The organism is Pseudomonas sp. CH61 (assembly GCF_059429415.1).
This window is the reverse complement of the sequence record NZ_CM182098.1, coordinates 2,877,945-2,900,988: the sequence shown is the minus strand read 5'-3', so window position 1 is coordinate 2,900,988 and position 23,044 is coordinate 2,877,945. Positions and strand designations below refer to the sequence as shown.

The 23,044-nt window shown below is 58.3% G+C and carries 27 protein-coding genes and 1 pseudogene; 11 read left to right on the top strand and 17 right to left on the bottom strand.

Annotation, left to right across the window (positions count from 1 at the left end):
• Positions 1-45: 45 nt before the first annotated feature.
• The 7 genes from AC5SEM_RS13000 (at position 46) to AC5SEM_RS12970 (ending at position 5,674) form a co-directional block, all read left to right on the top strand.
• Complete coding sequence (locus tag AC5SEM_RS13000) at positions 46-471, top strand: VOC family protein (RefSeq protein ID WP_026000724.1); 426 nt, start codon at positions 46-48, stop codon at positions 469-471.
• 112 nt (positions 472-583) lie between these two features.
• Positions 584-1,840: a cation:dicarboxylate symporter family transporter gene (locus AC5SEM_RS12995; RefSeq protein ID WP_495473226.1), complete on the top strand. Its 1,257-nt coding sequence runs from the start codon at positions 584-586 to the stop codon at positions 1,838-1,840.
• A gap of 116 nt (positions 1,841-1,956) precedes the next feature.
• On the top strand, positions 1,957-3,060 hold the full coding sequence (locus tag AC5SEM_RS12990) for an alkene reductase (RefSeq protein ID WP_495473225.1): 1,104 nt from the start codon (positions 1,957-1,959) through the stop codon (positions 3,058-3,060).
• 46 nt (positions 3,061-3,106) lie between these two features.
• Entirely contained in the window at positions 3,107-3,850 is a 744-nt protein-coding gene (locus AC5SEM_RS12985) for an SDR family oxidoreductase (protein ID WP_495473224.1), read from the top strand.
• Positions 3,851-3,931: 81 nt separating this feature from the next.
• Positions 3,932-4,318, top strand: coding sequence for a nuclear transport factor 2 family protein (locus AC5SEM_RS12980; RefSeq protein WP_495473223.1), 387 nt, complete (start codon positions 3,932-3,934; stop codon positions 4,316-4,318).
• Positions 4,319-4,374: 56 nt separating this feature from the next.
• A complete protein-coding gene (locus AC5SEM_RS12975) occupies positions 4,375-4,812 on the top strand; it encodes an SRPBCC family protein (protein ID WP_495473222.1) in 438 nt (145 codons plus the stop codon).
• 115 nt (positions 4,813-4,927) lie between these two features.
• The gene (locus AC5SEM_RS12970) at positions 4,928-5,674 is read left to right on the top strand and encodes a class I SAM-dependent methyltransferase (protein WP_495473221.1); all 747 of its coding nucleotides are present in this window, start codon (positions 4,928-4,930) and stop codon (positions 5,672-5,674) included.
• Here AC5SEM_RS12970 and AC5SEM_RS12965 read toward each other — a convergent pair.
• A complete protein-coding gene (locus AC5SEM_RS12965; protein WP_495473220.1) occupies positions 5,634-6,401 on the bottom strand; it encodes an AraC family transcriptional regulator in 768 nt (255 codons plus the stop codon). The genes AC5SEM_RS12970 and AC5SEM_RS12965 overlap by 41 nt on opposite strands.
• 108 nt (positions 6,402-6,509) lie before the next feature.
• Here AC5SEM_RS12965 and AC5SEM_RS12960 point away from each other — a divergent pair, with 108 nt between their 5' ends.
• Complete coding sequence (locus AC5SEM_RS12960; protein ID WP_495473219.1) at positions 6,510-7,394, top strand: EamA family transporter; 885 nt, start codon at positions 6,510-6,512, stop codon at positions 7,392-7,394.
• Here AC5SEM_RS12960 and AC5SEM_RS12955 read toward each other — a convergent pair.
• Both AC5SEM_RS12955 and AC5SEM_RS12950 read right to left on the bottom strand, forming a co-directional pair.
• Complete coding sequence (locus AC5SEM_RS12955; RefSeq protein ID WP_495473218.1) at positions 7,391-7,942, bottom strand: GNAT family N-acetyltransferase; 552 nt, start codon at positions 7,940-7,942, stop codon at positions 7,391-7,393. The two genes, AC5SEM_RS12960 and AC5SEM_RS12955, sit on opposite strands and share 4 nt — an antisense overlap.
• Before the next feature lie 149 nt (positions 7,943-8,091).
• Complete coding sequence (locus tag AC5SEM_RS12950; protein ID WP_176091719.1) at positions 8,092-8,814, bottom strand: helix-turn-helix transcriptional regulator; 723 nt, start codon at positions 8,812-8,814, stop codon at positions 8,092-8,094.
• A gap of 243 nt (positions 8,815-9,057) precedes the next feature.
• On the opposite strand from AC5SEM_RS12950, the gene AC5SEM_RS12945 reads away from it, so the two are divergent.
• On the top strand, positions 9,058-9,942 hold the full coding sequence (locus AC5SEM_RS12945) for an ETX/MTX2 family pore-forming toxin (protein WP_077572519.1): 885 nt from the start codon (positions 9,058-9,060) through the stop codon (positions 9,940-9,942).
• A gap of 108 nt (positions 9,943-10,050) precedes the next feature.
• Here AC5SEM_RS12945 and AC5SEM_RS12940 read toward each other — a convergent pair whose 3' ends face one another.
• The 3 genes and pseudogenes from AC5SEM_RS12940 to AC5SEM_RS12930 all read right to left on the bottom strand — a co-directional run.
• Positions 10,051-10,206 (bottom strand): DUF2986 domain-containing protein, encoded by a 156-nt coding sequence (locus tag AC5SEM_RS12940; protein ID WP_150750981.1) that lies wholly within the window; start codon positions 10,204-10,206, stop codon positions 10,051-10,053.
• A 147-nt stretch (positions 10,207-10,353) separates the two neighbouring features.
• Positions 10,354-11,262 carry an alpha/beta fold hydrolase gene (locus tag AC5SEM_RS12935; RefSeq protein ID WP_495473217.1) on the bottom strand — a complete coding sequence of 303 codons (909 nt, stop codon included), beginning with the start codon at positions 11,260-11,262 and terminating at the stop codon, positions 10,354-10,356.
• Between the two features lie 65 nt (positions 11,263-11,327).
• Positions 11,328-11,441 (bottom strand): annotated as a pseudogene (locus AC5SEM_RS12930) (VOC family protein); the annotation flags it as partial.
• Positions 11,442-11,546: 105 nt separating this feature from the next.
• On the opposite strand from AC5SEM_RS12930, the gene AC5SEM_RS12925 reads away from it, so the two are divergent.
• A complete protein-coding gene (locus AC5SEM_RS12925; protein WP_176091721.1) occupies positions 11,547-12,020 on the top strand; it encodes an anti-virulence regulator CigR family protein in 474 nt (157 codons plus the stop codon).
• Positions 12,021-12,053: 33 nt separating this feature from the next.
• Here the strand turns inward: AC5SEM_RS12925 and AC5SEM_RS12920 are convergent, their stop codons facing one another.
• The 3 genes from AC5SEM_RS12920 to AC5SEM_RS12910 form a co-directional block, all read right to left on the bottom strand.
• Positions 12,054-13,595, bottom strand: coding sequence for a methyltransferase regulatory domain-containing protein (locus AC5SEM_RS12920; RefSeq protein WP_495473216.1), 1,542 nt, complete (start codon positions 13,593-13,595; stop codon positions 12,054-12,056).
• Between the two features lie 153 nt (positions 13,596-13,748).
• On the bottom strand, positions 13,749-14,231 hold the full coding sequence (locus AC5SEM_RS12915; RefSeq protein ID WP_495473215.1) for a GNAT family N-acetyltransferase: 483 nt from the start codon (positions 14,229-14,231) through the stop codon (positions 13,749-13,751).
• 52 nt (positions 14,232-14,283) lie between these two features.
• Complete coding sequence (locus AC5SEM_RS12910) at positions 14,284-14,706, bottom strand: bleomycin resistance protein (RefSeq protein ID WP_471893988.1); 423 nt, start codon at positions 14,704-14,706, stop codon at positions 14,284-14,286.
• A 295-nt stretch (positions 14,707-15,001) separates the two neighbouring features.
• Here AC5SEM_RS12910 and panB point away from each other — a divergent pair, with 295 nt between their 5' ends.
• The gene (panB, locus tag AC5SEM_RS12905) at positions 15,002-15,817 is read left to right on the top strand and encodes a 3-methyl-2-oxobutanoate hydroxymethyltransferase (protein WP_495473214.1); all 816 of its coding nucleotides are present in this window, start codon (positions 15,002-15,004) and stop codon (positions 15,815-15,817) included.
• Here panB and AC5SEM_RS12900 read toward each other — a convergent pair.
• From AC5SEM_RS12900 to AC5SEM_RS12865, 8 genes are all read right to left on the bottom strand, one after another.
• A complete protein-coding gene (locus AC5SEM_RS12900) occupies positions 15,814-17,214 on the bottom strand; it encodes an aminotransferase-like domain-containing protein (RefSeq protein WP_495473213.1) in 1,401 nt (466 codons plus the stop codon). The genes panB and AC5SEM_RS12900 overlap by 4 nt on opposite strands.
• Before the next feature lie 56 nt (positions 17,215-17,270).
• Positions 17,271-17,591, bottom strand: coding sequence for an isochorismate lyase (locus tag AC5SEM_RS12895; protein ID WP_495473212.1), 321 nt, complete (start codon positions 17,589-17,591; stop codon positions 17,271-17,273).
• Between the two features lie 45 nt (positions 17,592-17,636).
• Positions 17,637-18,725 (bottom strand): NAD(P)/FAD-dependent oxidoreductase, encoded by a 1,089-nt coding sequence (locus AC5SEM_RS12890; RefSeq protein WP_495473211.1) that lies wholly within the window; start codon positions 18,723-18,725, stop codon positions 17,637-17,639.
• Between the two features lie 104 nt (positions 18,726-18,829).
• The gene (locus AC5SEM_RS12885; protein WP_034155440.1) at positions 18,830-19,306 is read right to left on the bottom strand and encodes a PA2171 family ribosome-binding persister protein; all 477 of its coding nucleotides are present in this window, start codon (positions 19,304-19,306) and stop codon (positions 18,830-18,832) included.
• Between the two features lie 239 nt (positions 19,307-19,545).
• Positions 19,546-19,746, bottom strand: coding sequence for a PLDc N-terminal domain-containing protein (locus tag AC5SEM_RS12880; protein ID WP_077572531.1), 201 nt, complete (start codon positions 19,744-19,746; stop codon positions 19,546-19,548).
• A gap of 50 nt (positions 19,747-19,796) precedes the next feature.
• On the bottom strand, positions 19,797-20,717 hold the full coding sequence (locus AC5SEM_RS12875) for an ABC transporter substrate-binding protein (protein ID WP_495473210.1): 921 nt from the start codon (positions 20,715-20,717) through the stop codon (positions 19,797-19,799).
• Positions 20,714-21,073 carry a (2Fe-2S) ferredoxin domain-containing protein gene (locus AC5SEM_RS12870; protein ID WP_495473209.1) on the bottom strand — a complete coding sequence of 120 codons (360 nt, stop codon included), beginning with the start codon at positions 21,071-21,073 and terminating at the stop codon, positions 20,714-20,716. The genes AC5SEM_RS12875 and AC5SEM_RS12870 overlap by 4 nt, the downstream gene beginning before the upstream one ends.
• Positions 21,073-23,010 carry a TonB-dependent receptor plug domain-containing protein gene (locus tag AC5SEM_RS12865; RefSeq protein ID WP_495473208.1) on the bottom strand — a complete coding sequence of 646 codons (1,938 nt, stop codon included), beginning with the start codon at positions 23,008-23,010 and terminating at the stop codon, positions 21,073-21,075. The genes AC5SEM_RS12870 and AC5SEM_RS12865 overlap by 1 nt, the downstream gene beginning before the upstream one ends.
• Positions 23,011-23,044 lie beyond the last annotated feature (34 nt).

Sequence of the window (23,044 nt, the reverse complement as noted above, 5' to 3'; positions counted from 1 at the left end):
CGGCAGGAATGTTCGCCAACCCACAACAATATGATCGGAGTTCTGATGAGCCTCTCGCCTTTCCACCTCGCTATCCCCGTTTACGATCTGGCTGCAGCGCGCACCTTTTACGGTGAAGTCTTTGGTCTTGAAGAAGGGCGCTCCAGTACTCAGTGGGTCGACTTCGATTTTTATGGCCACCAACTGGTCATTCACGAACACCCGAAAACCGCGTCCCAGGAAAGTGTTCACAGCAACCCGGTCGACGGTCACGACGTACCGGTTCCGCACTTCGGCATCATTCTGGGCTGGCAACAGTGGGAAGCCTTGGCCGAACGGCTGAAGTCCTTTGGCACCGAGTTTGTGATCGAACCGTATATTCGCTTTCAGGGGCAGGTTGGCGAGCAAGCCACCATGTTTCTCTTTGATCCATGCGGCAACGCTCTGGAATTCAAGGCTTTCAAGGATATGAGCCAGCTCTTCGCCAAGTGACAAACGTCATGGCACAACCCGGTTGTGCCATTCGGTCTCAAGTGAGCTGGAAGCTCATGACTCTAGCAACTGCCCAAAACGCAGACCTTTCATTCCAACAAAAAGGCTAGACATGAAACGTATTCCCTTGGTGTGGCAAATCGTTGCCGGGCTGTTGCTTGGCGTGCTCGTCGGTTGGTATTTCAATACCCATCCGCAGTATCAAACGTGGGTTAGTGCGGAGATCCTGAAGCCTCTGGGCGACATCTTTATCAAGATGATGAAGATGGTGGTGGTACCGATTGTGTTCTGTTGCATGATCCTGGGCATTGCCGGCGGTGGCGATAACAAGTCGTTTGGCCGCATGGGCATCAAGTCGCTGGGGTATTTCTTTGCGATAACCGCGCTGGCGATTGTGGTCGGCCTGTGTTTCGCAAATATCTTCGAGCCGGGTACCGGCACCGATATTTCCGGCCTGTCCCACGGCACGGCGTCGATCAACATGGAGCCATCAAAAGGCGCACTGGTGATCCTGCAGAACATCGTGCCGGACAATGTTCTGCTGGCGATGTCGGAAGCGAAATTGCTCTCGGTGCTGTTCTTTGCCGTGCTGTTCGGCCTCGCCCTGAATGCGCTGCCGAGAGAGAAAAGTGCACCGGCCATTGCGCTGGTTCAGAGCATTTCCGACGCGATGTTCAAAGTGGTCTCAATGGTCATGGCCTACGCGCCGATTGGGGTCTTCGGCATGATTGGCGCAACGGTCGCGACGTTTGGGTTTGCCTCTTTGTTGCCGCTGCTCAAGTTGATTGGTGTGGTTTACCTGGCGCTGATTGTTTTTGCCTTGGTGATACTCGGTGGCATTTGCTACTTGATTGGCGAGAACATTTTCAAATTGATCCGCTACTTCCGCAGTGAATTGATTCTGGCGTTCTCAAGTGCCGCATCCGCCGCCGTCATGCCGCAGTTGATGACTCGGTTGGAGAGCTACGGTGTACCGCGTCGGATTGTCAGTTTCGTGGTACCGGTCGGGTATGCCTTCAATCTGGACGGTGCCTCGATTTTCCTCGGCGTGGCGACGATTTTCGTGGCGCAACTCTATGGCATCGACCTGTCGCTGTCGCAGCAGATCCTGCTGGTAGTGACGATGGTGCTGACCTCGAAAGGCGCGGCGGGTGTGCCCGGGTTTGCCATCATCATCCTCTCCGCAACGTTGGCTTCGGCCGGTTTGCCCTTGGAGGGTGTGGCATTGATCGCGGGTATTTTCAGGATCATCGACAGCGGCACGACCACGCTGAATGTATTGGGCAATGCCATCGCACCGCTGGTGATTGCCAAGTGGGAAAGGGCTGTGCTTGAACCCTCACGTGCTCGTACCGCAGCCGAAGTGTGAGTTTTTCGCGGACATTCGCTTTGCAATCGCACTTTTAACGCGTGCACGCCCGCTGGCACAGGGGCGTTTTTTTGGGTCTTTTTACTAGACGACCGGTCTATTGATTTGGAGTTCTTATGATTGATAACGCTGTTGATACCGACCTTTTTTCGCCCATGGCCATGGGCGCGCTGCAGTTAGCCAACCGGATTGTCATGGCGCCGGTGACCCGCAGCCGGATGGCCGAAGATGGCGTGCCAAATGAAATGCACGCGACCTATTACGCCCAGCGCGCCAGTGCAGGCTTGATCATCGCCGAAGCGACGAACATTTCCGCTCAGGGACGCGGCTATGCGATGACCCCGGGAATCTGGTCGCAAGAGCAGGTCGCCGGGTGGAAGAAAGTCACCGATGCCGTACACGCCGCGGGCGGAAAAATCGTCAGCCAGTTGTGGCATGTCGGGCGTTTTTCCAGTGTCGAGTTGCAGCCCAATGGCCAGGCACCGGTCGCGCCTTCGGCGATCAAGGCTGAGGGCAGCACGTACACCGAGAAAGGTTTTGTCGAAGTGTCGATGCCGCGTGTGCTTGAGACCTCGGAAATTCCGGGAATCATCGAGCAGTACACGCTTGCCGCCGAGAATGCCAAGCGCGCCGGTTTCGATGGCGTGGAAGTGCATTCCGCCAACAGTTATCTGCTCGACCAGTTTTTGCGCGATTCGACCAATCAGCGCACCGATCAGTACGGCGGCTCCATCGAAAACCGTGCGCGGCTGACGCTGGAGGTCACCGAAGCGGTGGTGTCCATCTGGGGCAGCGACCGCGTCGGTATCCGACTGTCGCCCGTAACCCCCGATGCCGGCAATACGCCGCCCGACAGCAACGTCATGGCGACATACGGGTACCTGATCCAGCAACTCAATCAATTCAATCTGGCGTACCTGCATTTCGTCGAAGGCGCCACCGCCACATCTCGAACCGTGCCCGCGGGCGTGGACCTGGACGCGCTGAGTGCGCAGTTCGAAGGCGCGTTCATTGGCAACAACAACTATGACCTGGCGATGGCGCTTGAGCGTCGGGCGCAGGGGCGTATCGACGCGGTGGCGTTTGGACGCTTGTTTATTGCCAACCCCGACCTGGTGGCGCGTCTGCGGCGCGGTCTCGAACTGACCATTGCGCCGCGTGAGAGTTACTACGGCGGAGGCGCCAAAGGCTACATCGATTGGCCAACCGCCAACGCCTGAATGACTGCCCGGACGCAATCGCATTCACTGTAAAGAGGAACGGAACATGAACTATCTGCACAACAAAGTCGCCATCGTCACCGGCGCATCTTCCGGCATCGGGGCGGCAACCACACGTGCGCTGGCAGCACACGGCGTTCGCGTCGTTGCCGCCGCGCTGGATGAACACGGTCTGAATACGTTCGTCGCCGAGTTGCGTGATGCCGGTCATGACGTGTGTGCATTTACCACTGATGTGACCCGGCCGGATCAAACCCGGGCGCTCGCCAGATTCGCTCAGGACACCTATGGCGCTGTCGACATTCTGGTGAATAACGCCGGGCTGATGCTGTTCTCCAACTGGGTCGATCTGGCCGTGGCGGATTGGGACCAGATGATCGACGTCAACATCAAGGGCTATCTCAATGCCACAGCAGCCGTGCTGCCAATGATGCTCGAGCAGAAGTCCGGGCAGATCCTCAACATGGACTCGGTGGCCGGTCATCAGGTCGGGCCGGCGGCGGGTGTTTACAGCGCCACCAAATTCTTCGTGCAGGCCATGACCGAGTCCATGCGCAAGGAGCTGGGCGTGCAGCACGGCATCCGCGTCAACACGGTCAGCCCCGGCGTTATCAATACCGGTTGGGCGGACAAGGTCAGTGACCCAGAAGGGCGCAAGGCCGCCCAGGAACTGAACCGCATCGCCATCGCAGCGGACGATATCGCTCGTGCCGTGATCTACGCGCTCAACCAACCGGAAAACGTCACCGTCAACGATCTGATCATTTCGCCGACGCGCCAGGACTGGTAACCGTCGGCTGTTCCTGCTGCCGGGTGTCAATCCTGGCTCCCGGCAGCCCTTGTCACTCACCCCCAACGATAGGAAACAACCATGTCCCAGAACATCAAAGCCGTGCCGACGGCTGAATACAACGCTGTCATCGCGACCGCCAATCAATACGTCGAAGGCCTGCGCATTGGCAGCGCGCAAGGCGTCGCTCAAGCCTTCCATAAAGAGGCAGTGATGTACGGTTTCACCAACGGCGAACTGCTCGGCGGCCCGATCAAGAACCTGTTCGACTTTGTCGAGAAGAACGGCGCAGCCCCCGAAATCAGCACGCGACTCGACGTGCTGGCGATCACCCCGACCACTGCGGTGGTGCGTGTGGACATGGAAACGGATGCCATTGGTGCCGACTACAACGACTACCTGACCCTGATCAAAATCGACGGTGTCTGGAAGGTCATTGCCAAGGTTTATCACCAGTTCGAGGTCTGAATACCGACCGCTCCCGGCAGTTCGCTGCCGGGGATCAACACAAGAGGATTTATGTCATGCCGATGGTTGAGTTTGACGCTGTCGTGGACGGCGATGCACAACAGGTCTGGAACGTGTTGAAGCAGTTTGGCCAGATTCAGAACTGGCATCCTTCGATCGTGAGCAGCCAGATCGAAGGCGGCGCAGCGCAGAGGGTGGGTTGTATTCGCACCCTCACGCTGACCGATGGCGCGGTTGTCAGAGAACGCTTGTTGGCGCTTGATGACTCAGCACTATCGCTGTCCTACCGCTTTGAAGAGGCACCTTTACCGCTGGATAACTACGTGGCCAGCGTGAAGTTGGTCGCTTTGACGGGGCAGAACAAAACGCTCATCAGTTGGTCGGCAAGTTTCGATCCTCAAGAGCTGAATACCGCTGAGCACTATCAGGCACTGATTCAAAGCCTGATCGTTGAGGGTCACAATGGGCTGCAGGCGTTGCTCGCCCAGCATTAACAACACACGGTTCACACGCCCTCATTCCCGCAAGGAATGCAGGGCATAAAATTAATGAATTTTTCTTATCTGATGTCTCGGCGTAGTTTCTTCTGAAACAGAAAGGAGTCTCGTCGTGAACCCAACATCAGCAGAAAAATTCGACACCTCGCGCGCCAGCGAGTACGCCCGGCAAAGCCGCATCGCCTTGGCCGGCTACGACGCCTGTCACGATCTGGCGGCCTGCATGTTGGCCGCCAGTCTCGGTTCGCGCCCGGCGAACATACTGGTGGTCGGCGCGGGCGGTACGGCACAGGAAATCATTGCGATGGCGGCGCTGGAACCGCAGTGGCGTTTCATCGCGGTCGATCCTTCCGCACCGATGCTTGAAGCCGCCGTGCAGCATTTGGAGGCCAACGACTTGCTGCATCGGACGCAGGTTCATCTCGGGCATGTCGAGGACTTGCCGGGCGATGCACAATTCGACGCGGCGACGTTGATCGGCGTGCTCCATCATCTGAACGGTGACGATCCCAAGCGCCAGATCCTGCAAACGATTCAGGCACGTCTCAAGCCGGGCGCGCCGCTGATTGTCGCGGGCAATCATTACGCCTACGCCAGCCAACCATTATTGCTCCAGGCGTGGGGGCAGCGTTGGCGCCAGCAGGGTGCGAGCGCAGAGGAGGTGCAAGCCAAGCTGGGCAAGATTCTGCAAGGCGCCGATCCGCCGCATTCCGAGGCGGCGGTTCAGGCGCTGTTGCATGAGGCCGGATTTGGCGAGGCGACGCGGTTTTTCAGCAGTCTGTTCTGGGGCGCGTGGCTGACGTGTAAAACGGACGCCGCTAAAAGTAGCGACTCGGCACTTCCCCCAACACTTGCTTGAACACCGTCGCAAACGCACTGGAGCTGCTGTAGCCCAAGTCCATGGCGACCTGTGTGACCGACTGACCTTTGCCGAGCATGACAATCGCCGCCAGCAGACAGGCTTGCTGCCGCCATTCGATATAGCTGATCCCGGTGTGCAGCCGAAAGTGTCGGGTGAAGGTGCGTCGGCTCATGCCCGCCCGTTGCGCCATGTCGTCGATACCGACCTCCAGCGAAGGCTGCTGCAGAAACGCGCGGCACACCATTGCCAGTCTAGGTTCTGCCGGTAACGGCGCATTGAGCGAAAGCACGGGCATGCTGGCGATTTCATGCAGCAGCAAGCCCATCAAATGGCCGTCATGCCCTTGAGTGGAATAGCGCGCGGGGACATCGATGGCTTTCAACAGCAAATGGCGCAACAACGGCGACACCTCCAGCACCTGACATTGCCCCGGCAGTCCGAGGCGCTGCGCCGCTTGTTGGCGGATATAGGTGTTGTGCAGCGTGACAGGCCCGCGCATTTGCATGGAGTGGCGCAATCGCGCGGGAACCCAGATGCCGCGCTGCGGCGGTACGACCCAGTTGCCGTCATCGGTAAACACGGTGATGACGCCGCTGGCCGCGTAGGCAAATTGGCCGCGCTGGTGATCGTGCAGCGGGAACAGCGTGCCGTCCGCGTAATCAATGGCGGTCACGACGGCGTCGCGCGGGGTGTTCTGATAGGGATGGCTGGAGATTTCTCGCATGGCCCGATTCTAATGAAAGTTGGCCTGTGACTGAAAGCAGGCCAAGCCGATTGCCGGCATATTTCTCCGCGCCCGAGTACTTCCGCTCGGCGCCGGGAAAGATTGACCATGCAAAAGAAACATCTTGTACTCGCCGTTCTGGTGACGGCTGTCTGGGGATTGAACTTCCCCGTGACCAAACTCGGACTGGCCGCTATCGACCCGCTGCTGCTGACCGCACTGCGTTTCACGTTGGCCGCATTGCCCTGGGTGTTTTTCGTCGAACGTCCACGTGTGGCGTTCCACTGGCTGGCTGCTTACGGACTGATTTTCGGCGTGGCGATGTGGGCGTTGATCAACCTCGGTATCGCTTGGGGCGTGCACCCCGGAACGGCATCGCTGCTGATCCAGTTCAGTGCGTTTTTTACCTTGGGTTGGGGCGTGGTTTTTTTCGGCGAACGTCTGGGACGGCTGCAATGGCTTGGCACTTTGTTGGCCGCCGCGGGCCTGATGGGCATCGTAATGAGCCGCCCCGGCGACGCATCGGTGGCGGGTTTGGCACTGGTCATTGGCAGCGCCCTGGCGTGGAGCATTGGCAACGTCGTGATCAAGGTCTCGAAGGTGCGTGAGATTTTCGCGTTTGTGGTGTGGGCGAGCCTGTTTCCTCCCATCCCGCTCATGCTGCTGACGTGGCTGCTGCATGGCACCGCACCGTTCACTGCACTGCCGTCGCAGCTCAACGCGATAACCGTGTTTTCGCTGGCGTTTCAGGTCTATGCCGCGACGCACTTCAGTTATTGGGGATGGAACTTGCTGTTGCGCGAATACCCGATATCGCGAGTGGCACCGTTGTCGCTGTTGATTCCTGTGTTCGGGATCTTCAGCTCGATGGCGATCTTCGGCCAGTATCCAAGCCTCTTTGACTGGCTTTCGATCTCGCTGGTGTTACTGGCGATCCCCTTGGGGGCAGGGTACGTGCACGGAATGCTTTTGCGCCTTCGGGTACGGCACTAATGTTCAGCAGTGGATGCCAGCCACTTTGCCCTGGATAACCTGTAGCACTTGCACAGGGCAGGTGCACCTGAGAGGTTTAGCTCGGCGTCATACAAGTGCCCGGCGCCGATTTTCAACAGCGCTTTTTGCGAACGAAGGTTGGCGGGGCCGATGTGGAAATAGACGGTGTCGTAGACCTTGAATGCATGTTCCAGCATCAATCGCTTCAACTCACGATTGGCAGCGCCACCCCATTTTTCCCGTACCAGAAAGGTGTAGCCGATGGCGATACTCTCGGGTTGATCGGGCGGCGTGTAGTAGCTCGACATACCGACGATCTGCCCCGACTCGATATCGATGACGGCAAGTGCTTTCTGGCTGGCGAGCCGAGCGGCGAAGTACGCTTCAAACACTTGCCGTTCATAGCGATCGCTGGCGGGGTGGCCGGCCCAGATGAGTGGATCACTGGCGGCCAGGAACAGCGCTTCAAAGTCACTGGCAGCCAATGCCCGCAGCTTCAGCGTGCTTGCGTACAGAGCGGGTTGGCAGTCGAAGTCGCCTACAGGCATGGTTTGCGTTCCTGGTCGAACTGGGGAATGCGACCAGTTTAGGGCGGCAAGAGGTTAAGGAAAGATCCAATTCGAGGAGGATTTGTGGGGCCACTCGGTCCAGGAGCTCGGCCTGATGAGTGGGGGGATTATCCGGCAAATAATCTGCCTTATATCATTCTAAGCAACGCCGCTTTGATAATGGCTTCTGAACGTGTTGAAGAATTCATTTTTCGGGTGAACTGTTTGACGTGAAAGTATACGGTCGCACGCGTGACGTTGATGGTGTCGGCCACCTGCTTGGATGTCAGGCCATCAGCGAGCAAGCGCATGATGCGTACTTCACGAATATTTAGCTGACTACTTGCTACGGATTGGCTGCATTTCGACAGGTGACTTATTTTTTGGGCGACCATTCGTGATTCCGAGAACAATGTTTCGTAGGTCTCATTGAAGTCAATGTCGGGTCGGTCTGTGTTCGCCCAAATCAGAGTCAATGACGCCACGCTGCCGTTACGCATGGGATAAATTAACGTCGAAGCATCTGCCACGCGTTTGGCTGCAGACGTTTTTATCAATGTGACAATGCTCGGCGAGGACACGGGCAGCCCGCTGCTCCAGTGATGTATTTCTACGTCACTGGCTATATCCAGAACCGGGTCCATCATCCAGATTTTTTCCTGGTCGTAGATAACCCGACAGGAAAAGTCAAAGTTGTCGGTGAGATAGACTTTCGGAAGTGATACAGGTACCGCCGCCTTGTAGAAAATTGCGTAATGGCTGCAGTTTGTCTTTAGCAGGATCCTCCTTGTTAGTTCCCTTTGAAACGTGCCCGCGAATGAAACTCGCGCGTAGTCAAATGCTTGTCGAAAATCAACGTTATGTTTAGCCACGACCATATCTATCCTTGATTCGGTATCAGGGGCGAACCGTCAGGCTAGCTAGAGGTTGCAGAGTTTTCAACCAGACAGGCGCAAGTCGACTCAGGGACAAGGTCGCGTAGCACATGAATATGTTGAAAAACTATCAACATTAGTAGTGATAGGGCGTTTTTTTCAACCACCCTGATCGTGGCTGCCGTTGATGGGCAGCCGAGTACGCTGAAGAATCTGCCTAAAATAATGGAGAAAACTATCATGAATGATATCGACACGATCACTAACGCATGGGGGCGCTGGAAAACTGCTCAATACGGAACAACCTGCTGGTTTACTGAAAGCACACAATATGCCCGTAACAAAGACACCAAGAACTACATGCAATATCAAACCAATGTGACGCCACCAAAAGATCTGGTGTACTCGAGTTTTGTGCAAAAAGATGGTGGCAGCGCTTTGTTAGGTAAATACGACACTGTCAATGACGGCGGTCAGGTCATAGAACATGTGGTGAGCTTGCAACAAGGGTTGACGGATACCTTTACCTGGAGCGTTACGGAACAACTCAAAGTCGGCGTCACGGTAAAAGCCAACGCGGGCATTCCACTTGTAGGTGGCGCGGAGACAAGCAGTACCGTTGAAATGACCCTGTCTTCTACGCAGGGCGCGAGCGAGTCCAAGGCCTCCAACTATGGTGCGTCGACCAAAGTGCCAATTTCTCCCCACACCCACGGTTGGGGTGAGGTTGACTTGAGTTTCACCGAACTAAACACCCAGTGGGTCGGGAACGTCTGGCTGCAAGGATACGTTGCCATCTGGTTCAATAATAAAGTGGCAATCAACAATAACGGTGATTACCACTATTTGTGGTTCATCCCGGTTCAACAGGTTTTCTCCGAGTGTATTCAACATAACATCATCAGCACTTCCGGCTACATCGTACAGGGCGGCGGAGTGACTGCTCAGGCCAGCGGAACGTTCCACAGCAGCATGGGCCTGAGCTTGAAAACCGTCGCCCATGAACAGCCATATCCCGGAAAATCCGAAGCGGTCAAAACCTATTACGGTTATGTGAGTACTCGACCGGAAGTAGAATTTAAAAGCATCTCAGCTATCAATGAATCGAGAGATAACGTGGATTAACGATCGTCTCTGATTAATCAGTAGACCCGGCCAGCACTTCTGAAGAAAGAAGGGCTGGCAAGGCTCAAAGTCTGTTTCCGGCCATTCAAGGGGAAGCTGAGGGGGATTTCAGCTTTCGCTGGTTTCGACTGGCTCTGCGGTTTCAGCTTCCAGTTTCGCCCGGTCAGCCTTGCTGATGTACTTGGGCTTTTTCGGTGCCAGTTTGGCGCTGGCCTTTTTGGCCTTTTCCTTGAACAACTGCTTGAGTTTCTTTTGGCGATTCATGTTTTCTACCCGGTCTGCAAGTTTGAATGTCGGTTAGCGAAGGGCGTAAACGTACGCATCAATGGACGAGCCACAAGATAGGCTGCACTTTGCCCTCAAAAAGGGGCGAATCCTGACGTAAGCCTCCGTCCAAGGCAATGCCATTCCTCACATTGCGATGAAGTCGCGCACAGCCTTGATGGTCGGCGCCGGGGCTTCTTCCATCAACCAATGTCCCGCCGCCGGAATCACCACCTCGGTGACGTTGTCTGCAGCATTGCGCATGACGATCGCTTCATTGTTGCCGAAGGACTTTTCACCGCCCACGGCCAGCACCGGCATGCCCAAGTGTTTCTGCAGGACGGGGGCGTTGTCGAGGGCGTCCTGACGAATGCTGCGGAACTGCGCGAACGCAGCGCGCATGGCGCCGGGGCGGGCGTAGAGCTTGGCGTAGTGCTGGCGGGTGCCTTCATCGACTTTGGCCGGGGTGCCGGCGAACTCGTTCCAGAAACGGTCGAGGTAGATGCGTTCGCGCCCAGCGACCAGGCGCTCCATGTCCGCACCGCCGAAGTCGAAGTGCCAGAGCATCGGCGAACGAACGATGTCATTCCACGGGGTGATGCCGGGCACGGGCGCGTCCATCACCACCAGGCGCTCGGTCAGTTCGGGATAGCGCGCGGCATAGGCGAACGCGACCATGGTGCCGATGTCATGCCCGATGACCACCGAATGTTCGATCTTCAGCGCGCTCAACACCTGACGAATGTCGCCGGCCTGAGTCTTTTTGTCATAGCCGCCCTCGGGAATCGACGACAACCCCATGCCGCGCAGATCCGGCACCACCACGGTGTGGTCGCGGGCCAGATCCGCCGCCAGCGGCGCCCACATGTCGCCGGTATCACCGAAACCATGCAACAGCACCACGGCCGGACCCTTGCCACCGACCCGCACGTGCATTGTCGCGCCTTCGACCTTGATCTCCTGAGTGTGGAAGGTCGGCGGGAAGGGGACGACGTCGGCAAGAGCCTGGAAACTCAGGGCAAGAAGGGCGAGGGCGGTCAGTAGCGGGCGAGTCATGACGAAGTCTCCAAGCGTGGGGGGATGGAGAGAGCGTAGACGTATCGATCAGGGCCGCAGGAGTTTCACTTGGAAGCGAACGCCGCCTCGATAAACGCGCCCAGCGCCATCTCCTCAAGAATCTCGATAGAGAAGTGGCCGAAGCGCTTCGGCAGCCAGATGATGCGCATTGCGGACGGGTGTCGATGGGCTGGGCGTAATCGACGATCGGCCAGCCGGGATAAACTAAGCTGATGTGTAACGTCAAGATGACACAGGAGCATCCCACCATGAAGGCGCGCCGCATGATCAAGTCACGCACGTTGATTGCAACGATTTCGTCCCTTGCGCTGGTTTTCAGTTCGGCGATGGCACTGGCCGATCCCGGTAACGGAAAAGGTCAGGGGCAGGGCAATGGCAAGGGAAATTCGCAGAATGTGCAGGGCCACGGTAACCAGAAAGGTAACGGCAACAAGGGCAACAACTCGGGTGGTGACTGGAGTCATGGCCCAAGCATCGATCACGGCAATGTGCTCGGGATTGTTGGCGGCTACCGCGACTACTGGAGCCCGGGGCCTGCGCTGCCACCGGGCATTCAAAAGAATCTTGCACGCGGCAAAGCATTGCCACCCGGTATCGCGAAAAAGCTCGATGGACGCCTGGTCGGTCACCTGCCGCATTACGATGGCTACGAATGGCAGCAGGTGGGCACGGATCTGATCCTGGTCGCGTTGGCCACCGGCCTGATTTACGAGGTGCTCAACGGGGCGTTTGATTAAGCTTTCCAGCCCGTTGCGCACCACCCACGCCGATCAGACGATTTTCAAAGCACTCAGCACGATCAGCGATTGCTCGGCAAAAGCCTGAGCCTGTTCGGTCAGCGCGGCAATGTTGGCTTCGGCAGTGGTCAGCGGTTTGCCGTCCTTGAGCAACACTTCGTTTTGTTCGGCGATGACGCTCCACACCAGTTGCGCCCACTCCGCCGGGTGCTGTTTGCCTTGGCGGATTGCAATCAGGAACAGTTGCTGGAAACGACTGACCGTGACGCCGCCACCGGTGACCGGACTGCTCAACACCTGAATGTCAGCGTTGAACAGCGCGCGCTTGCACAGTTGCAAGTTGAACGCGGCGCAGCGTTCGTACACCAGCGCCTCGGCGGCTTCGCTCTGGCAAGGGGCTACCGCGCCCATGCCGACCAGGATGGCGATGGCCTGTTCCAGATCGTCGTAGGCCATTGGCGACACCGCATCGAGCAACTGTTGCATCGTTCTGGCTTCATAGGTCTGACCCGCGAGTGCATTGAGGAGCGGGCGGTAAATTTCCGCTTGCAGTGACGCTTCGCCAGCGGGGCCGGTGACGCTGGACGCTACGTTTTCTGCCGGTTGCATCAGGACAAATCGCGTATTGAGCATGCGCGAGCGGCGCTCGGTGGCGCTCAGTCGGTTGGCACCGCGCACGTACAGGTCGCGACGGAAAGCCTGGTTGACGAAGTAGTCACGCGCCTGCTCGCGCATCACCGGATGCTCGATACCGTCGAGAAAGGCCAGGCCTTCGGCGCTCAGGTTGAGTGCATCGACCGAATCCAGCGGCACCGCTGTGGTGACGTAATCGAGCTTGGCCGGGGCCAGCGCATCCACCATGTCGGCGAAATACATGCAGTTCCAGTCGCGATTGAAATATTCGTGGGCGACGTATTGGCGATCCTGACCTTTGATGGTCTGCAGTCGCGCGCCCAGGCTCGGCGCGGCGATGGCGTACTTGGGGTTGGCCGCCAGCAGCGCTTCGGAAAACTGCAACGCAGCATCGATGCGCTGATCCGGCCGCGTCGAGTGGCTGGCAAAGCGGTCGTGCAGGCTGAACAATTGGCGCAACGGCGCTGAAGGCGACCAGCCCGGGAAGGCGTTGTAGCTGACGTACAGGTGACCACCCGGTTTGAGGTGGCGCCGGGCGAATTCGACAATCAGCTTCTGGTTGTCACGGCTGACCCAGGTCCAGATGCCATGCAGGCTGATGCTGTCGAACTGCGGCAAATCATGGCGCGCCAGCAGTTGCTCGAAGCTGTCGTCATACAGTCGCGCACCGTTGTTGCCCAGCGCCGCGAGCTCAATGGCATGGGCTGCCTGACCCGGGTGGAAGTCCGTACCGACGAAGCCTGCCGGGTTGGCCGTGGCGTGGATATTGATCGACACACCCTGACCAAAACCGAGTTCGCAGTGATAACCGTCGGGATTGTCCAGGCCGGCAAAGCCGCGCAACAACAGGCAGTAACGCTGGAATACCGGATTGATTTCCCGGCTATAGCTGTAGGTGTAGCCTTCGTCGGTGAAATAACCTTCGTTCCAGGCATTGCTCATGGGTGCAGCCTCTTGAATCAAAAATGAGGGATTGGACTTGCGTCGTTCAACCTTGCGCTGTCCACCGGGATGTTGTCGGCAGGATCAAACCATTCGATAGGGTCCGTGCTGATATTTCGCAGGGGTTATTCCATGATCGGAGTTGGCCGTTCCTCACAATCGAACGCCCATCTCCAGGGCACGGGTCTCGAAGCCGAACTCGGCATACATGCGCACCGCGCGCTCGTTGAAAGGCCAGACCGTCAGGCGCAAGTCCTGTGCATTCTGCTCAATGGCCCAGTCTTTAACCCGCTGAATCAGCGCGCGGCCAATGCCTTTGCCCCAGAACGGTTCGGCGACACACACCGAACCGATGCGCACCACATTCTGCGGCTGCATCAAAGGGCCGGAGCTGGCGGACAGGGTGGCCGTAATGAACGCCACGGGCCGTTCACCGGCGCTGGCGATGAAGACAATCTGCCCGGGTTTTTCGAATACCCCGGCCCAGTGCGGCAAGTCGCGGGCGAAATCTTCGGTGGCGGCGGCGTAGATATCGGGGCGGGCGGCGTGGTGTACCGAATTGAGCAATTGGCCCAGTTCGCACATCGCCAGAGCATCTTCGGCGGTAGCGGTTCGGTAGCTAATGATTTCTTCCATGAATGGCGCTCCTGTGTTGTTTGGGAATCGTTGCGTTACGTCCGGGTGAAGCTCAAATTGCCCGTTCACCCAAGCGCTCTACCAGTCTGACCAGATACCCATCGGGATCCTGAACGATGAATTCGCGCTGGCCGACTTCAATGTTGTCAGCGCGATACCAAGTATCTTGGCAATCACGGTAAAGCGCAAAACCGGCCTGTCCGAGATGACGGATGATCGAAGCGACTTCAGCAACGTCGATCTGCAGGTTGATGCCGCGTCCGAACGGCTTGCTCAGCGGTGCCGTCAACCATTGGCCGGCATCTGGATCAACTTGTTCGAGCATGACCTGTGCGCCATTCAGGTCGAGATAGGCGAAACCGTCTTCGGGGCGCTGATAAGCGATGCTGAATCCCAGGCAAGACACCCAGAACCGCAGGCTGTTTTGCAGGTTGGTCACCATCAATTCCGGGACCATTTTGTTGCGTTCGAGCATAAGGTGACTTCCGTTTCGAGTTGTAAACCGTGATCAAAATCGATCGGTTGAATCCTTCGCAAGCTTCGCATCCTGCGGTAAACGGCGAAAGTATGCATCCCGGATCCTGCAGGCATTTCAACGAAGCCGGGCGCACCTGGGTCGCTTTTTCAGGCAAATCTGTGCATTGAATGTTTCTGCGTTAAACGAATAATCGAGCGCTCGAATCTTTTGGAGTTGGGCACTGTATGGAAGCGTTACGCATTCAATCTGGCGACATTTATCGTTCACGGACGGCTGCCTCGGAGAGTCGGCCATGAGCTTGCATACCCGCACCAAACGCTTGACCGTGCCGCAACTGGTCGCGATGAAAGGTCAACAGAAAATCGTCTCGCTGACGGCGTACTCCAGCAGTATCGCCAAGCTGATCGACCCGATCGTCGACTTTATTCTGGTCGGCGATTCCACGGCCATGGTCGGTTATGGCCGCGCCTCGACGCTGAGCATGCAGCTCGAAGAAATCATCGGCCACACGCGGGCGGTGGTCGATAGTACGCGCCTGGCCTGTGTGGTGGCCGACATGCCCTTTGGCAGTTATCAGGAATCCAATGAACAGGCCTTTCGCAATTGCGCTCAGGTATTGGCGCGGACCGGTTGCGACGCGGTCAAACTGGAAGCCAACAAGGTCTTGGCGCCGACGGTCGAGTTTCTCGTGGCGCGCGGGATTCCGGTCATGGCCCATGTCGGCTTGATGCCGCAGTTCGTCAATGTCATGGGCGGTTTCAAGGCTCAGGGCCTGACGGCCGAAACCGGTGCAGTGATTGCCGAAGATGCCCGGGCCAATCTAGACGCGGGTGCCTTCAGCCTATTGCTTGAAGGTGTGGCGGAGGGCGTGGCGCGGCAGATTACGCTGGACTCGAAAATGCCCACCATCGGCATTGGCGCTTCACCGGCCTGCGACGGCCAGGTGCTGGTCACCGAAGATGTGCTTGGCCTGGGCGGTGAGCATCTGCCGCGCTTCGTCAAACGCTACGCCGATGTCGGCGCGGTGATCAGCGAGGCGTGCGCGCAGTTTGCTGAGGATGTGCGGCATGGGCGGTTTCCTGAAGCGCGGCATTGCTATGGACTTTAAGCGCGGTTTTCTTCGTTGAGCGCCTGCGCCAGTCGTTCCACTGCGTGGCCGATGTCCTTGTCCCAGTCGAGGGTGTAACTCAGGCGCAGGTACTGCTTCCAGGCGCCTTGCTGGCTGAAGATCTCGCCGGGGGCGACCACGATCCGCTCGGCCAGCAGGCGCTCGAACACCCGTTGCATGTCGATCGGCCGCACAGCCTTGAGCCAGAAGCTCGCACCGCCCTGTGGGGCGACTACCTGCCACTGACCGTTACCGTGTTCTTCCAGCAAGGCCTGTAGCTGTTGCATGCGCTTGCGCAACAGTGCTCGCAGGGTGGTCAGGTGCTGATCGATGCGCCTGGAGCTGTAAAGTCTGGCAATCGCTTTCTGCCGAATTGGCGAGAGGCGAAATCCGCGTTGCATAAACAATCGATGAAATTGCGCGGCCTGCTGGCGACACAGCACATAGCCGTACGGCGCTTCGCCGCCAATAATCTTGTCGAACGTCGAGAACACCAGCAGCTTGTCCGGGTCGGCAAAATCGCGATAGCGCGCGGGTGAATCGGAGAAACACAACTCGCCCCATGTTTCGTTTTCGAACAGCCAGATATCGCGCTCGGCCAGCCAGTCACATATCTGCTGTTTATCGTGCGCCGGCATCAACTGGCCTTGGGGAACATTCACCGTGGAGGACAGCACCGCGAGGCGCACCGGTTCGCGCGTGAGTAACGCCTTCAATGCGGGTAGATCGAAGCGGCCGTCATCGCCGAGGGGCATTTCGATGGCGCGGATATTGGCCGCCTGCAACTGGCGCAGTATCGCCCATGAGCAAGGCGATTCCACCAGCGCCACGCTGCCGCCGAGATTCAAGGCACTCAGTGATAACTCCAGGACGCTACGCAGGTCCGCGCCGATGTACACCTGCTCGGCCTGCCAATGGCTATGTGCGGAACGGGTGTAGCGTTCGGCCAGAGCTGCGCGCAATTCCGGCTCGCCGAGGGGCTGATAGAGCGGCGCGTGCGAGCGCGGGTATTGGCGGGTCAGTTCGCGCTCCATCGTCAACAACGGGCCTTGAAGCGATAGCAGCATCGCCGGCGCATCGCTGCTCAGCGCCAGCATGCCGGGCTGACGGGCACTGGCGAAGACGCTGTCCAGAAGATTGCCGGAGCTGGCTGTCACAGGCGCCACCGGCATCGACCGGGTGAAATAGCCGAACCTGGCTTTGGCGTAAATTCGGCCCTCGTCTTCGAGCAGTGCATAGGCATATTTGGTCGTCGACACCGAAACGCCGAGGCGCAGGGCCAGTTGTCGCAGGGACGGCAGTTTCTGCTCAGTCGTGCCACTGGCCGCCTCGATCAATCCGATGAGGTAGTGGTAGACCGCTTGATAGGCGAACGCGGTGTCGTTGGGGGGCGTCAATGCTGTTCTCCTTGATTGTCAGCCTACGAAGCAAACGGAAGATTGTGCCAAAGCAGTCAGCTGTCCGTTTGCGCCGCCGCCCAGTGCTTCATCTCTTCAGCAATGAAGTGATTGACTAGGTCGCTGTACATTTTCTCAATGGCATCTGCATTCAAACCTTCGTTTTCGGCCCAGTCGCGACGGGTTGCCAACATCGCCTGAAAACGCTCCGGTGCCCGCACTGAGGTCGCCGAGGTCTTGAACTTCGAGGCAGCGAGTACGTACTGAAAGCGCTTGCCCAGCAGTTTGATCACCGCTTGATCGAGCCGGTCGATTTCATTTCGAATATCTTGCATGTCTGCACAGTCGGTGGGTTGTAACGTGTTGATGACGTCCATGTGCGTCTGAGCCTCTCGAGTTGTTGTTGATATTGCGGCGGGTTGTCAGTGGGTAAGAGCAGCGTTGTTTGTCACTTTGCCGGAATTCTGAAAAAAACGCTCAGGGCGGCATGGCTCAAGTGCTGCGGACGACTGCTGATCCAGCAGCTCTTCACTGGCGAGGCGCCCGACGATTGCCGCCAGCGTCACGCCGGGATGCATCGCACAAACGTAGACCCCGCCGACACCGGGCAAGTAACCGACCACGGGGATGCCATCAGCGGGCATGGGGCGGATTCCGACGGCGACGGTTTGCGGCGAAATGGAAACCACCCCGTGAAGTTCTTTGCGTATGGCTTCGGCGGTTTGCCGGGCGATGTCAGTCGGCGAGTTGCCTGGCGTCTCTCCCCAATAATCTTCAGCGGCCAGCAACGTGCCGTCGGCGCTTTGCCGAATTTCCATTTCGGGGCTGGAGATGATTCCTTTAACGAGGCCCGGTTGGGTTTTGTAGCGGATGAAAATGGCAGGCGAGGCGTCGATGGGCAGGGAGGCGTTCAGCAACTGCGTCAACTGCCGGGTGCCAGTCCCGGCGGCAAGCACAACAAGGTCGGCATCAAACGTGCCCGCTGTGGTTTCAACGCCGGTGACATCTGCGTTGCAGGTTTTGAAAGCGGTCACTCGGGTTTGCGTGAGCAATTGCGCCCCTAGCGCCCGGGCGCCGGCAATCAAGGCGTGGGTGGCCTGCACGGCGTCGAGTGCGCCTTCTTCCGCGCGATACAACGCGCGGGGAGGGGGATTTTTCAGGTTGGGCTCGCGGGCAAGCACCTCGGCCGACGATAACAATGTCGCCGACGCCGGATACTCTGCTGATTCGCTGTACGACAGCGCTCCGGTCCAGCGAATCTGCAAATCCGGCAGCTCGGTTTCGAGTCGTCGGTAGGCTTCTATGGCCATACCGCGCAACTGCGCAATCGGATCAGCGCCGGCGTGCGTAGTATTGATCCAGGCGAAAGAGCTTGCCGTCACGCCGCTCGCGATCTCGTCAGCCTCGATCAGCGTGACGTGCGCACCTTTGCCGGACAGGTGATACGCAATAGAGGCACCGATGATGCCTGCACCCACCACCACAATTCGCCGATGTGCTGTCTTTTCCATTGCAACATTCCCTGTTTTCGAGGTGCCGATCCTGCAACAGGGGGGACGCTGCGAGCAACCAGAAAAAAGCCCGGCCAAAGCCGGGCTCGTCCACTTGCAACGGATCAAGCAGCCATATTCCCCGCCGCCATTTCCTTCTTGCAGCTGGCCTTCATGGCTTCCATCTGCGCGCCCAGTTCTTCGAGTTTTTCCTTGCCCAGAAGCTTTTTCGCCTGAGGAAACATTTCCGTCTCTTCCTCTTCGATATGGTGCTCGAGCAGTTCCTTGACCACTTTCACCCGACCGGAAAATTCCGGAGTGCCCGGGTCGGTCAGTTTCAGATCGGGCAGCACCAGTGAGTCCACGGTGCGGTGTTCTTCCTTGGCTTCGAAGTACATGACGTCCTGTTCCTTGCTGCCGGCGGCCTTGAACGCGGGGTAGAGGATTTCCTCTTCGAGGCGGGTATGGATGGAGATTTCCATTTCCAGTTTGCCCAACAGCTCGACGCGTTTTTTCAGCGCGCGCTCGGTTGAATCACTGAGTTGGCTAAGGATGTCTTTGACTTTTGCATGATCGGCTTTGAGAAGGTCGATGGCGTTCATGGCGTTGCCTCTGCTGTCACGGAGTGAACACAGGCCGTTGTTTCACGGCGCTGTGAATGCCCTGATTCAGTCGCATTTGCCATGCCAGGCCGTGGCGAATGCTCAATCGCTCTGGATCAAGGGCTTGCGCCGACACGGGCAAAAAGCCTTCGTGCAGCCTGCATGAAGAGGACATTGCAGGCATTGCAGATCACGGCTTCGTCAGATGACAAGCGCCGCGTGCCGGGCAGTCAATCGGATTACGACGCTGAATGACTGACATGCTTGGGCCCCGCCAACGCCCAGGCAATCAAGCCGAACAACGGCACAAACACGATCAGCACGATCCACACGCCTTTGTTGCTCGCTTTCCCCTCGCTCTTGCGCACCCGATTGATGGCCCAGAGTTCGATTAGCAGAAGAACTGCCGCCAGTACGATCCACACGGTTTCGATTTGCATTGGCTACCTCCTGATGGTCTGTGCGTTAGGTGGCGTGCGGTGCGACGGGTTCATTTATTTTTGTTCAGGGCATTGAGCTGGCGAGCGAGCTCCAGTGCCACCCGACCGCTGTTAAAGGTCGGCAGCAGGTGAGTGAAAGGGATGTCGATCATTCGGTTCTCGCGCACCGCGCGCAGTTGCGACAACACCGGGTCGTGGGTCAGCAGATAGCGTTTGCGCCTGGCGGGCGACCATTCGGCGTCGGCCAGCAGGATCACGTCCGGGTCGCTGGCCAGCAGGGTTTCGCTGTTGACGGTGACTCGATAGAGGTTGATGTCGGCGAACACATTGCGTGCCCCGGCAGCCGCCAGCAGCGGAGTGACAAATCCGCGTCGGCCTTCGCTGTCGAGGCCTTTGACTTCGCTGTCGAGATAGAACACGGACAACGGTTTACCCGCACCGGCCAGGACTCGGGCGCTGGCAATGTCCTTTTCCATGGAGACGATCAACGCTTGGGCTTTTTGCTGCTGGTGCAGCAGCTTGCCCAGCGTCAGCAAGTCATTGCGTACATGCGCGAAATAATCCAGCGAATGCCCGTTGCAGGCGGACTCCAGCAGATACGAACCCACGCCATTACGCGCCAGCCCCGAGCGCGAAGTCACCCCGTCGCCGAATGCCGTGGCAAACCCGCCGATCACCAGATCCGGCTTCTGTGCGTAAAGCACCTCGCTGGCCGGGTACTGCCGCGCGATTACCGGTACGCCGAAATACACGGACTGTCGCTGCCCGGCAGCGGTGTCATCCAGATACGCCACGCCGACCAGCGCTGGCCCGGCACCCAGGGCGAGTACGAGATCGGCCGCATGCTGATTGAGCGCGACGATGCGTGAGGGCGCAGCGGCGCGCCAGTCTTCGCCGCAATTACGGTAAGTGTCGGCGAGCGCGGGCGCGGCGCAGAGCAGGGCACTCAACAACATCCACAACCTGCTCATGGCCGCGCCTTGATCAGCAAATCCGCAACCACTTCACCGCCCACCAGATGCCCTTCGACCAGCCGCTGCACCTCTTCATGGCTGTGCACGCCATACCAGCAACGCTCCGGATACACCGTCACAATCGGCCCCAGATTGCACGGGAACTGGCAGTGCGTACGGGTCAGCAGCACGCCACCCGGCGTCTCGATGCGATCGTGCGCGAGCAAATGCCGGCGCAAGGTTTTCCATAACTGCAAGGCACCACGCTGGGTGCAGCGCGGGCCGGTGCAGAGGAACACATGGCGCGCATGCTCGGGCACGTGCGACCAGTCCGGGTGCGTGTCGACGCCGTCGACGGTTTTGATCTCACTCATCAGAAGCGGTACGTGTAGCGCACTTCGGAGGTGAACGGCCGGCCGAGGTTGTCGACGTTGCTCGAACGGCTGGTGACGTAATCGCGGTCGAAAAGGTTTTCCACCAGCAGGCTAACGCGGTGTTGGTGGGCGTTGTCGAGATAGCGATAAGCGTCGGCGTCGACCACTGAATAATTGCCGTACTCGACCTGCTTCGAGCTTTTGATATCGCGGATATAGCGGATCGCACCGCCAATGCCCCACAGGCGATTTTCCGATTCATAACCCACGCGCGAACGGGCGAAGAAGCTCGGGATGTCATTGATCGTCGCCCCCGTGCGCGATTCGGTGAGGTTGCGGGTCATGTCCGCTTGCAGGCTCCACTGATCGTTGAGCGCCAGTTTGGCGTCGGCCTCGAAACCGCGCATCTGAATCGTGCCTTCACCGTTGACCCACTGAATGCCGTCGAGGGTGATCAGGTCGTCGATTTTGCGTTTGAACAAGGTCACGCTGGCGCTGAATTCGCGATCGAGCAGAAAGCCTTTGTAGTCGACACCGAGTTCAGCGTTGCGGCTTTTTTCCGGTTTGAGATTGCGGTTGCCGATCTCGTCGCCCGGCTCGTTGACGAACAGTTGCTCGGCGTTCGGCAGTTTGTAAGCGCTGCCGTATTGGCCGCGCACCGACCAATTGTCATTGAGGTCATACATCGAAGTGAGCATGCCGACCGTGGCACTGTCGCCGCCGCTCATGGCTTCGTGGCGCACACCGATGCTTGGATGCCAGTCGGGAAGAGCGTCGATCTGCGGGCGCAGTTGCGTGTAGAACGCATGGGCTTCGGCCTTGTCGTTGTCGATGATCAGCACATCGTCCTGGCCCTTGAACCATTGGTTGTCGGTACCGAACACCAACACATGGCCACCGGGCAATTCTGCTTTGCCTTCGGCCTGCACGCCCCAATCGGTGAAGCCCCAATAGTCGTTGTGGTTGATGACCTTGGTGCCGCCGCCGGCGACGTTGTTGACCCGCGTGTAGCGGGTGTCCCAGTCGTTGATATGGCCTTTGACGAAGTAGCTCAGGCGTTCGTTGATGTTCTGCTCGAACGTTGCTGTGGCGATCTGCTGCACGCGGTCGTTGGTGGTCTTGTGATTGTCGATCGGACGGGCGAAGTCGAGATTGGCGTCGGCGTATTGGTAGAACAGTTCCAGCCGCGCATCCTCGCCAAACGACTGAATCGCCTTGCCGCCGAAGGTGGTGACCTCGTAGGCGCGGTTCTTCTCGCTGACGTTTTTCATATCGCGGTTGCGATAGGGCTGGTAACCGTCAGAAACGTTATGGCTGATGTACGCGAGCAAACCGAGATCACCGAAACCGTTCGTGAAGATGTTCTCGACGCGGGCGTCTTCGGTGGTGCCGCCGAAACTGTCGACGCCCAGATTCACCTCGCCGGAGGCTTTGCGCGATTGCGGGCTGCGGGTGACGATGTTGATCACGCCCGACACGGCCTGCGTGCCGAACAACAGGCTCTGGCCGCCCTTGAGCACTTCGATGCGCTCGATGGCGTTGGCCGGCAGGGTGTCCAGATAGAGGCCGCCGTACAGGCGATTGTTCAGGCGTACGCCGTCAAGCAGGATCAACGTGTCGTCGTTGCGCCCGCCCAGCAGTGAATAAGTGCCGTAGTCGAACGGACCGTTTTTCGGTGCGACGTACAGACCGGGAATGAACATCTGCATGACGCGGCTGACATCGGCGCTGGGGCCGGCACGTTCGATCTGTTCGCGGCTGACGATCTCGACCTTGCTGCCGAACTTCGCCATCTCGGCGACGGTGGTGGATTCCACAGACGGTGCAGAAACGATTTGTTGATGGAGTTCCAGCGGCGCGTCGTCGGCCAGTAGCAGCGGGCTGAACAGGCAGCCAAGGAACAGGGTTGGAGCAGAAGTGTTGAAAGGTCGAATCATTGTCTTCTCGAAAAGGATCTTCGCAGAAGAGCAT

What these genes read in the sequence shown, in the direction of transcription:
- AC5SEM_RS12895 (WP_495473212.1), bottom strand. Translation starts at nt 17,591, where the DNA reads ATGGACGTCATCAACACGTTACAACCCACCGACTGTGCAGACATGCAA.
- AC5SEM_RS12890 (WP_495473211.1), bottom strand. Translation starts at nt 18,725, where the DNA reads ATGGAAAAGACAGCACATCGGCGAATTGTGGTGGTGGGTGCAGGCATC.
- AC5SEM_RS12955 (WP_495473218.1), bottom strand. Translation starts at nt 7,942, where the DNA reads ATGCCTGTAGGCGACTTCGACTGCCAACCCGCTCTGTACGCAAGCACG.
- AC5SEM_RS12995 (WP_495473226.1), top strand. Translation starts at nt 584, where the DNA reads ATGAAACGTATTCCCTTGGTGTGGCAAATCGTTGCCGGGCTGTTGCTT.
- AC5SEM_RS12940 (WP_150750981.1), bottom strand. Translation starts at nt 10,206, where the DNA reads ATGAATCGCCAAAAGAAACTCAAGCAGTTGTTCAAGGAAAAGGCCAAA.
- AC5SEM_RS12945 (WP_077572519.1), top strand. Translation starts at nt 9,058, where the DNA reads ATGAATGATATCGACACGATCACTAACGCATGGGGGCGCTGGAAAACT.
- AC5SEM_RS12980 (WP_495473223.1), top strand. Translation starts at nt 3,932, where the DNA reads ATGTCCCAGAACATCAAAGCCGTGCCGACGGCTGAATACAACGCTGTC.
- AC5SEM_RS13000 (WP_026000724.1), top strand. Translation starts at nt 46, where the DNA reads ATGAGCCTCTCGCCTTTCCACCTCGCTATCCCCGTTTACGATCTGGCT.
- AC5SEM_RS12975 (WP_495473222.1), top strand. Translation starts at nt 4,375, where the DNA reads ATGCCGATGGTTGAGTTTGACGCTGTCGTGGACGGCGATGCACAACAG.
- AC5SEM_RS12915 (WP_495473215.1), bottom strand. Translation starts at nt 14,231, where the DNA reads ATGGAAGAAATCATTAGCTACCGAACCGCTACCGCCGAAGATGCTCTG.
- AC5SEM_RS12870 (WP_495473209.1), bottom strand. Translation starts at nt 21,073, where the DNA reads ATGAGTGAGATCAAAACCGTCGACGGCGTCGACACGCACCCGGACTGG.
- AC5SEM_RS12910 (WP_471893988.1), bottom strand. Translation starts at nt 14,706, where the DNA reads ATGCTCGAACGCAACAAAATGGTCCCGGAATTGATGGTGACCAACCTG.
- AC5SEM_RS12990 (WP_495473225.1), top strand. Translation starts at nt 1,957, where the DNA reads ATGATTGATAACGCTGTTGATACCGACCTTTTTTCGCCCATGGCCATG.
- AC5SEM_RS12885 (WP_034155440.1), bottom strand. Translation starts at nt 19,306, where the DNA reads ATGAACGCCATCGACCTTCTCAAAGCCGATCATGCAAAAGTCAAAGAC.
- AC5SEM_RS12960 (WP_495473219.1), top strand. Translation starts at nt 6,510, where the DNA reads ATGCAAAAGAAACATCTTGTACTCGCCGTTCTGGTGACGGCTGTCTGG.
- AC5SEM_RS12925 (WP_176091721.1), top strand. Translation starts at nt 11,547, where the DNA reads ATGATCAAGTCACGCACGTTGATTGCAACGATTTCGTCCCTTGCGCTG.
- panB (WP_495473214.1), top strand. Translation starts at nt 15,002, where the DNA reads ATGAGCTTGCATACCCGCACCAAACGCTTGACCGTGCCGCAACTGGTC.
- AC5SEM_RS12935 (WP_495473217.1), bottom strand. Translation starts at nt 11,262, where the DNA reads ATGACTCGCCCGCTACTGACCGCCCTCGCCCTTCTTGCCCTGAGTTTC.
- AC5SEM_RS12880 (WP_077572531.1), bottom strand. Translation starts at nt 19,746, where the DNA reads ATGCAAATCGAAACCGTGTGGATCGTACTGGCGGCAGTTCTTCTGCTA.
- AC5SEM_RS12920 (WP_495473216.1), bottom strand. Translation starts at nt 13,595, where the DNA reads ATGAGCAATGCCTGGAACGAAGGTTATTTCACCGACGAAGGCTACACC.
- AC5SEM_RS12865 (WP_495473208.1), bottom strand. Translation starts at nt 23,010, where the DNA reads ATGATTCGACCTTTCAACACTTCTGCTCCAACCCTGTTCCTTGGCTGC.
- AC5SEM_RS12875 (WP_495473210.1), bottom strand. Translation starts at nt 20,717, where the DNA reads ATGAGCAGGTTGTGGATGTTGTTGAGTGCCCTGCTCTGCGCCGCGCCC.
- AC5SEM_RS12965 (WP_495473220.1), bottom strand. Translation starts at nt 6,401, where the DNA reads ATGCGAGAAATCTCCAGCCATCCCTATCAGAACACCCCGCGCGACGCC.
- AC5SEM_RS12985 (WP_495473224.1), top strand. Translation starts at nt 3,107, where the DNA reads ATGAACTATCTGCACAACAAAGTCGCCATCGTCACCGGCGCATCTTCC.